At 69.2% G+C, this 6,831-nt stretch carries 5 protein-coding genes; all 5 read left to right on the forward strand.

Features of this window, described 5'->3' with window-relative positions:
* Positions 1-721: 721 nt before the first annotated feature.
* Positions 722-1,768, forward strand: coding sequence for a LacI family DNA-binding transcriptional regulator (locus tag ACIBW9_RS03530; RefSeq protein WP_398950777.1), 1,047 nt, complete (start codon positions 722-724; stop codon positions 1,766-1,768).
* Between the two features lie 135 nt (positions 1,769-1,903).
* A complete protein-coding gene (locus ACIBW9_RS03535; protein ID WP_398950779.1) occupies positions 1,904-2,911 on the forward strand; it encodes an ABC transporter substrate-binding protein in 1,008 nt (335 codons plus the stop codon).
* A gap of 97 nt (positions 2,912-3,008) precedes the next feature.
* Complete coding sequence (locus tag ACIBW9_RS03540) at positions 3,009-4,547, forward strand: sugar ABC transporter ATP-binding protein (protein ID WP_398950781.1); 1,539 nt, start codon at positions 3,009-3,011, stop codon at positions 4,545-4,547.
* Positions 4,544-5,653 carry an ABC transporter permease gene (locus ACIBW9_RS03545; protein ID WP_398950783.1) on the forward strand — a complete coding sequence of 370 codons (1,110 nt, stop codon included), beginning with the start codon at positions 4,544-4,546 and terminating at the stop codon, positions 5,651-5,653. The genes ACIBW9_RS03540 and ACIBW9_RS03545 overlap by 4 nt, the downstream gene beginning before the upstream one ends.
* Complete coding sequence (yjfF, locus tag ACIBW9_RS03550; RefSeq protein WP_398950785.1) at positions 5,653-6,675, forward strand: galactofuranose ABC transporter, permease protein YjfF; 1,023 nt, start codon at positions 5,653-5,655, stop codon at positions 6,673-6,675. The genes ACIBW9_RS03545 and yjfF overlap by 1 nt, the downstream gene beginning before the upstream one ends.
* The last annotated feature ends 156 nt before the right edge of the window (positions 6,676-6,831 follow it).

Here is a 6,831-nt window from a genome sequence, read left to right on the forward strand (position 1 = left end):
CCTCAAATCCCCCTGCTGCGACCGCGGTTTGAGGACCTGCGGGACCGGCCACCCGGCCGGTCCACTCCTGGCCTCCGTCGGCTCGATGCCCCGCCTGCCTCGGACTCGACGACCTCCGACCCGCCTCCGTGGCCGTCGCTGTCGCGGCCGTGCGCTGTGGTGGTGCGCGCGGCGCTGCTGGTCGGCGGCAACTGTGCCTGATGTGGTGGTGGTTGAGGAGCGCCTGAGCGGCTGCCTGGCCGTGTCTGTTCGGGCCTTCTGTGGCTTGACGTCCGCCCGTCTCGGGCTGGCTCCCTGGCCCGCCTCGGGCTCGTCCCCGCGGGCCGTCCCTGTCACTGTCGCGGGCGGGCGTGGCTTTGCTGTGGTGGTGTCTGCGGCGCTGCTGGTCGGGGTCAACTGTGCCCGATGTGGGGGCGGTTGAGGAAATGGATGTGTGGTCGCCCGGCCGGGCTGTTACGGGCGCGTTATTCAACCGTGACGGCCTTCCGCCTGCAGCCCTCTTGACCGGCGTGATTTGTTAGCGCTCACAATGACCTCCGCATTCACCGGTCAGCGTCCAACGTCAGCGTGGGAGATATGAGCGTCGTGCCCGTAGTGTCCCGACCAGTCGATCCCGCCAGTGCTGTTGGGCCTTGCCGGAGGCCTGTGTGAAGCCGCCGGGCGGGACCGTCCGCCCATCGCGTGTGCTTTGCCGGCAGACGAGCGCCAAGGAGGTGCGGTCGTGACCAACGCGCAGCTTCGGCCGCCCACCATGGCCGATGTGGCACGCCTGGCGGGCGTGTCCCACCAAACGGTGTCCCGCGTACTGGGGAACCATCCCAACGTGCGGGACGAGACACGGGCCAGGGTGCTGCGTGTGATCGAGGAGACGGGCTACCGCCGCAACTCCTCCGCACGGGCCCTGGTGACCCGGCGCACCCGGACGCTGGGGGTGGTGGCCTCCGACACCACCCTCTACGGACCGGCCAGCACCCTGTTCGCGCTGGAGGAGGCGGCGCGGGCCGAGGGATACCTCGTCTCGACGGTCACGTTGCGCAAGCTGACCGTGGAGACGCTGTCCGAGGCCCTGGACCACCTCAGCGAGGGTGGGGTGGAAGGCGTGGTCGCGATCGCGCCGCAGCGGTCCGCGGTGGTCGCCCTGGCCGAACTGCGCTGCCCCTTCCCGGTGGTGGTCGTGGGCAGCGGTCCGGGCGTGGAGATCCCCAGTGTCAGCGTGGACCAGCACCTCGGAGCCGAGCTGGCCACCGGCCACCTGCTGGCCGCCGGTCACCGCAACGTCTGGCACCTCGCCGGGCCGGAGGAGTGGCAGGAGGCGGCCGACCGGGCGGCCGGCTGGCGGGCGACCCTCGAAGCGGCGGGGGCGGAGCCGCCCATGCTGCTGCGCGGGGACTGGAGTCCGCTGTCGGGCTACCGCGCCGGTCAGGAACTGGCCGGCTGGGTGGGCCGGGGGCTGACCGCCGTCTTCGTCGCCAACGATCAGATGGCGCTGGGGGTGTTGCGGGCGCTGCGCGAGGCCGGGGTCCGGACCCCCCAGGACGTGGCGGTGGTGGGCTTCGACGACATCCCGGAGTCGGAGTACTTCGCACCTCCCCTCACCACCGTCCGGCAGGACTTCTCGACGGTGGGAAAGCGCGGCATCGCGATGCTCCTGGAGCTGATCGAGGGGCGGCCGTCCGCCACCGCCCGCAGGATCGCCATCGAGCCCCAACTGGTCGTCCGGGCCAGTACTTTCCCGCCCGCCGTCCAACCGGAGGGCGTACCTCTCTGACGTACCGACCAACCACACACGCGGTTCCGTGTGGCCGAAATACCGAACAATGATCGACAGGCTGGACGTAGCGCGGCCGGTCCCATCGAGTGCCGGCGGGCCCGTCCCAGGGCCGGCTCTTCAAAGGAGAAGAACATGCTCAACAGAAGGAACTTCCTCACCGCGGCGGTCGGCGTGGCAGCCGCGGGTGGACTGGCGGCCTGCGCCAAGAAGGACGACTCCGGTTCCGGCTCCGGCTCCGGAGGCGGCGGCAAGGCCATCACGCTCGGCTTCTCCCAGGTCGGCGCGGAGAGCGGCTGGCGCGCAGCGAACACCACCTCGGTGAAGTCCGCGGCCAAGGACGCGGGCATCAACCTCAAGTTCTCCGACGCCCAGCAGAAGCAGGAGAACCAGATCTCCGCGATCCGCAGCTACATCGCGCAGAAGGTGGACGTCATCGCCTTCTCGCCGGTGGTCGTCACCGGCTGGGACGCGGTGCTCAAGGAGGCCAAGGCCGCGAAGATCCCGGTGGTCCTCACCGACCGCTCGGTGGAGACCTCCGACAGCTCCCTGTACGTCACCCTGGTCGGCTCCGACTTCACCGACGAGGGCCGGCGCGCGGCACGGATGCTGGAGAAGGTCATCGCCAAGGCCGGTCTCAAGGGCCCGGTGAAGATCGCCCAGCTGGAGGGCACCACCGGCGCCGCCCCCGCGATCGAGCGCGGCAAGGGCTTCAAGGAGATCATGGACGCCGAGCACAAGTCCGACTGGAAGATCGTCGCCAGTCAGAGCGGTGACTTCACCCGGGCCGGCGGCAAGCAGGTCATGGCGGCCTTCCTGCAGTCCCACTCGGACATCAACGTGCTCTTCGCGCACAACGACGACATGGCCATCGGTGCCATCCAGTCGATCGAGGCGGCCGGCAAGAAGCCCGGCAAGGACATCCTGATCGTCTCCGTCGACGGCGTCCACGACGGCTTCGTCGCCATGTCCCAGGGCAAGATCAACGCCATCGTCGAGTGCAACCCCCTGCTCGGCCCCCAGCTGATGGAGGTCGTGAAGAAGGTCCACGAAGGCCAGAAGGTCGAGCGCTGGATCAAGACCAAGGAGGGCGACTACATGCAGGACCAGGCCAAGGCCGCGCTCCCGACCCGGAAGTACTGACCCACCGCACCCACCGGCAGGGAGCCCCCGGCCGACCGAGCCATCGGTCCGACGGGGCTCCCTGCGGGAGTGAACCGATCCCACAAGGAGCGCTGCCATGGCAGAGCCGCGGCCCGTGCTGGAAATGACGGGCATAGTCAAAGAGTTCCCGGGGGTACGGGCTCTGTCGGACGTCGACTTCCGGCTCTTCCCCGGCGAGATCCACGCCCTGATGGGCGAGAACGGCGCGGGCAAGTCCACCCTGATCAAGGTGCTGACGGGGGTCTACTCCCTGGACGGCGGCACCATCACCCTGGACGGCAGGTCCGTGCGGTTCGGCAGCCCGCTGCAGGCGCAGCAGGCCGGCATCAGCACGGTGTACCAGGAGGTGAACCTCTGCCCCAACCTGTCGGTGGCGGAGAACATCTTCATCGGACGCGAGCCGACCCGCATGGGCCGTATCCAGTGGAAGCGGATGCGCAGGGAGGCGGCGGAGCTGGTGGACCGGCTCGGCCTCGACATCGACGTGACCGCGCCCCTGTCCTCGTACCCGCTGGCCGTGCAGCAACTGGTCGCGATCGTCCGGTCGGTGGGCACCGGGGACAGCGACGGCCAGGGCTCGGGCACCAAGGTGCTGGTCCTGGACGAGCCGACGTCCAGCCTCGACCGTGACGAGGTCCAGGAGCTGTTCCGCCTGATGCGGCGGCTCAAGGACGAGGGCGTGGCGATCCTGTTCGTCTCGCACTTCCTCGACCAGATCTACGAGATCTGCGACCGCATGACCGTCCTGCGCAACGGCACGCTCGTCGGCGAGCACATGGTCGCCGACCTCGACCAGGTCGGGCTGATCCAGCTGATGATCGGCAAGGCCCTGGACCAGCTGGAGGAACTGCACGACCAGCAGTTGCGCTCCGACGTCGGCGAGACGCTGCTGAAGGCGGAGGGCCTCGGCAGGGCCGGCGGTATCGCCCCCTTCGACCTGGAGATCAAGAAGGGCGAGGTGCTCGGACTCGCCGGCCTGCTGGGATCGGGCCGGACCGAACTGGCCCGGCTGCTCTTCGGCGCCGACCAGCCGGACAGCGGCAAGGTGACCATCGGCGGCAAGCAGGTCTCGATGAGCGCCCCGAACGCCGCGATCGGCGCCGGTGTCGCCTTCTGCTCCGAGAACCGCAAGACCGAGGGCCTGGTGCCCGACCTGACGGTGCGGGAGAACATCATCCTGGCCCTGCAGGCATCCCGGGGCTGGACGCGGCCCATCCCGGTCGCCCAGCGCGACGAACTCGTCGCCAAGTACATCAAGGCGCTGGACATCCGGCCCGCCAACCCCGAGGCCAGGGTCGGCCAGCTCAGCGGCGGCAACCAGCAGAAGGTGCTGCTCGCCCGCTGGCTGATCACCCAGCCGAAGCTGCTGATCCTGGACGAGCCGACGCGTGGCATCGACGTCGGCGCCAAGGCGGAGATCCAGAAACTCGTGGTCTCGCTCTCCGAGGAGGGCATGTCCGTGCTGTACATCGCGGCCGAGCTGGAGGAGGTACTCCGGCTCAGTCACACCATCGGAGTGCTGCGCGACCGCCGGCTGGTGGCGCAGCTCGCCAACGGGCCGGAGATCACCAGCAGCCGGATCATGGAGACCATCGCGAGCGGAGAACACCAGTGAGCACCAACTCCCGATGGCGAGCACTGACACACCACCACCTGTTCTGGCCGGTCGCGGTCCTTGTCTTCCTGCTGCTCGTCAACGTGCCCTTCACCCCTGACTTCTTCTCGGTCAAGATGACGGACGGCCACCTCTACGGCAGCCTCGTCTCGATCGTGCTCTTCGGCTCGCCCCTCATCCTCGTGGCGGTCGGCATGACCGTGGTCATCGCCACCGGCGGCATCGACCTCTCCGTCGGCGCCGTGGTCGCCATCACCGGGGCACTCGCCTGCTCCTACATCAGCCACCAGGCCGACCAGAACGCCCTGTCCGGGGTGCTGCTCGCCATGGGTCTCGGCCTGCTGGCCGCGGTCGTCTGCGGCCTGTGGAACGGCTTCCTGGTCGCCAGGATGGGCATCCAGCCGATCATCGCCACGCTGATCATCATGGTCGCCGGACGCGGTGTCGCCCAGCTGATCACCGACGGCCAGATCATCACCATCGACAGCGACCCGTACAAGCTGATCGGCGGCGGCTACTGGCTGACCCTGCCGTTCTCCATCTTCGTGGTGGCCGTGGTCGTCGCCGTCACCGTGGTGCTGACCCGCCGCACGGCGCTGGGCCTGCTGATCGAGTCGGTGGGCGGCAACGCCGAGGCCAGCCGCCTCGTGGGCATCAGGTCCCGGCGCATCAAGATCATGGTGTACGTGTTCTGCGCGCTGTGCGCCGCCATCGCGGGCCTGATGATCAGCTCCAACACCTCGGCGGCGGACGGCAACAACGCCGGTCTGTGGATCGAGCTCGACGCGATCCTCGCGGTGGTGATCGGCGGCACCTCGCTGCTGGGCGGCCGGTTCTCCATCGGCGGCACTGTGGTCGGCGCCCTTGTCATCCAGACCCTGACGACCACGATCTACACCATCGGTGTGCCGACCCAGACCACCCTGGTCTTCAAGGCCGTCGTCGTCATCGTCGTCTGCCTGCTCCAGTCCCAGAAGTTCCGCGCCAAGGTCTTCGGTGCCAAGCCCGGCGCCCGGTTCGGCGCGAAGGGCGGCGCCAAGCCGGCCGCGGCCGAGACGGACACCGCCGCGGCGACCGACGCCGCTCCGAAGATGGAGGTGTCGTGATGAGCGCGACCACCCAGAGCCCCACGGCCGCGGACAGCCGCACCCCGTCCAAGGCCCAGCGTCTGCTGGGCGACCGGCGCCTGCCCGTCGCGGCGACGGCCCTGCTCTTCCTCGTGATGTACGGGGTGGGCCTGGGCCGGTACCAGTACTACGGGTTCGACGAACCCCAGGTCTTCCTGAACCTGTTCATCGACAACAGCTACCTGCTGGTCGCCGCCGTCGGTGCCACCTTCGTCATCCTGTCCGGCGGCATCGACCTGTCCGTCGGCTCGGTGATCGGCTTCACCACGATGCTGACGGCCTGGCTGGTGGAGCGCGAGGGGCTGCCCCTCCTGGTGGTGATCCCCATCGCGCTGGCCGCCGGGGCCTTCGGCGGCTTCCTGATGGGTTATGTGATCCACAACTTCGAGATCCAGCCCTTCATCGTGACCCTCGCCGGCCTCTTCCTCTTCCGCGGCCTGTGCCTCGTCATCAGCAAGGAGTCGATCTCCATCAGCGACTCCTCGGTGAGCAGCATGGCCTCGGCGCAGGTGTCGCTGGGGATGGGGTTCCTGTCGATCGGCGCGGTCGTCGCGCTGGTCGTCCTCGCCGTGGCTTTCTACGTCCTGCACTACACCCGCTTCGGGCGGCGCGTGTACGCCATCGGCGGCAACGAGCAGTCGGCCCTGCTGATGGGTCTCCCGCAGGGCGGTACGAAGATCGCCGTGTACACGGTGAGCGGCTTCTGCTCGGCGCTCGCCGGTCTGTTGTTCACCCTCTACATCCAGTCTGGTGACCCGCTGCACGCGACCGGCATGGAACTGGACGCGATCGCCGCGGTCGTCATCGGCGGCACGCTGCTGACGGGCGGTTCCGGCTATGTGGTGGGCACCCTGTTCGGGGTGCTGGTGCTGGGCCTGATCAAGAGCATCATCCAGTTCGAGGGCACGCTCAGCTCCTGGTGGACGAAGATCGCCACCGGCGTGCTGCTGTGCGCCTTCATCCTGGTCCAGCGCGTGATGACGGCCCGCAAGAAGACATGACGCCCCGTGGCAGGAGCTGAGCCGCCCGGCCGCTCCCGCATCGAAGAGGGGGGGGGGGGGGGGGGGGGGGGGGGGGGGGGGGCGGGGGGGGGGGGGGGGGGCGGGGGGGGGGGGGGGGGGTGGGGGGGGGGGGGGGGGGGGGCGCCGCACGACCCC

Source organism: Streptomyces sp. NPDC049541 (assembly GCF_044465725.1).
Classification (GTDB): Bacteria; Actinomycetota; Actinomycetes; order Streptomycetales; family Streptomycetaceae; genus Streptomyces.

Coding starts and splice junctions, on each gene's coding strand:
- ACIBW9_RS03535 (WP_398950779.1), top strand. CDS start 1,904: ATGCTCAACAGAAGGAACTTCCTCACCGCGGCGGTCGGCGTGGCAGCC.
- ACIBW9_RS03540 (WP_398950781.1), top strand. CDS start 3,009: ATGGCAGAGCCGCGGCCCGTGCTGGAAATGACGGGCATAGTCAAAGAG.
- yjfF (WP_398950785.1), top strand. CDS start 5,653: ATGAGCGCGACCACCCAGAGCCCCACGGCCGCGGACAGCCGCACCCCG.